Here is a 1,467-nt window from a genome sequence, read left to right on the forward strand (position 1 = left end):
CTTCCAGACAGTGATCGATGCGATCCTGAATGAGCGTGCGCTTGGCTTGGCACACCGCTTTTTCAACAGCATGCAGCTGCTGGGCGATGTCCACGCACTGACGCCCCTCTTCGATCATGGTGATGATGCCGCGTAAGTGGCCGTCCGCCCGCTTGAGACGCTTGATGATCGCTTCGTGACTTTGGTGGGTGTGGTGGGTGTGGGGATGGTTGTGTTCGAGCTCACTCATCATTTGAGTCTTCACGATTCATGAATAACACGAGTCTTATCCCCCCCATGGGGGATGCAAGCAATTCAGTATCCGTCTGCACATGGGTATTAATCCGGGCGATCAATTTCTGGCTACTGCGACAGGCGGCTTCACGCCCTGAGGAAGTAAGCCCCCAAAATACCCGCAGCAACGAGCCAGACTAATACTACGATCACTGCAGCAAACCTGTTCGCTGGCCGCTTCACATGGCTTTGCTCCCACTCACTCGCTTTGAGCTGACAGTCCTCGAGCACCTGCGCCGGCATCAACCGAATAGCGAGCAGAATGCCAAGCGGCAAAATGATCACGTCGTCCAGGTATCCAAGCACTGGAATGAAATCAGGAATGAGGTCGATTGGACTCAGCGCATACGCCACGACAAAAACCGCAATCCATTTGGGTAACCAGGGTGTTYGCGGATGCTGATAGCAAAACCAGAGAACCATGGTTTGTCGTTTTAGCTTTCTGGCCCAGCCACGTAAACGATCAAGTATGCGTTTCATATCGTAATTGTCAGTACCTGAAGGAGCGTGCCTGCGAGCGTAGCGCCTTGGGTGATTGGCTGCTATGGGTCGAATAGCGACGGTCTGGCATGGCGTTCCTCTTCACTTCGCGAGCATACGCTCTAACACAACCTCCAATGGATGGCGCAATTGCACGTTGGCAAAGCGTTTCACCTGACTGCGACAGGAGTATCCCGTTGCCAGCGCCTCGCTCTCTTTTTCCAGCTTGCCGGACCAGGATTGCTCAAAAATGGTTCGTGAGCTGCCCTGGTTACGAGCTTCATGGCCGAAGGTTCCGGACATGCCGCAGCAGCCGGTCGCCTCAGTCGTCAGCTTGAGCCCGAGCCGGGCAAAAACGGCTTCCCATTGCGAAGTGCTGGCCGGGACATTGGTTTTCTCGGTGCAGTGCGCCAACAAACGGAAGGTTCCGGTCGCGGGATGCGGGTTTTCCGGCAACGCATCGGACAGCCATTCCTGAGGCAGCAAGACCTTCGGGCAATCGTCGAGTCCTGGTACTTTTTGATATTCCTGGCGGTAGACCAGCGTCATCGCCGGGTCCAGTCCCACCAGCGGTACGCCGCAGTCGGCGAGCGCCTTGAGCTGATTGCCATTGCGGATCGCCGCCTTGGCGAAGGCGCCGAGGAATCCCTGTACGTGCAAAGGCTTGCCGTTGGCGCTATAGGGCGCCAGAAACACCCGATACCCCAACTGATG

3 protein-coding genes are annotated in these 1,467 nt (G+C 56.2%); all 3 read right to left on the reverse strand.

All coding sequences use genetic code 11. The features are described from left to right. Window positions 1-229, reverse strand: a 229-nt coding sequence (locus ACXRVY_RS28840; protein ID WP_458238933.1) for a metal-sensing transcriptional repressor, incomplete at its 3' end; no start/stop codon positions are given. Window positions 230-360: 131 nt separating this feature from the next. After that, entirely contained in the window at window positions 361-753 is a 393-nt protein-coding gene (locus ACXRVY_RS28845) for a YkvA family protein (protein WP_458238934.1), read from the reverse strand. Window positions 754-855: 102 nt separating this feature from the next. After that, window positions 856-1,467, reverse strand: a 612-nt coding sequence (locus ACXRVY_RS28850) for a (Fe-S)-binding protein (RefSeq protein WP_458238935.1), incomplete at its 5' end; no start/stop codon positions are given.

The organism is Pseudomonas sp. P5_A2_2 (genome assembly GCF_054177685.1).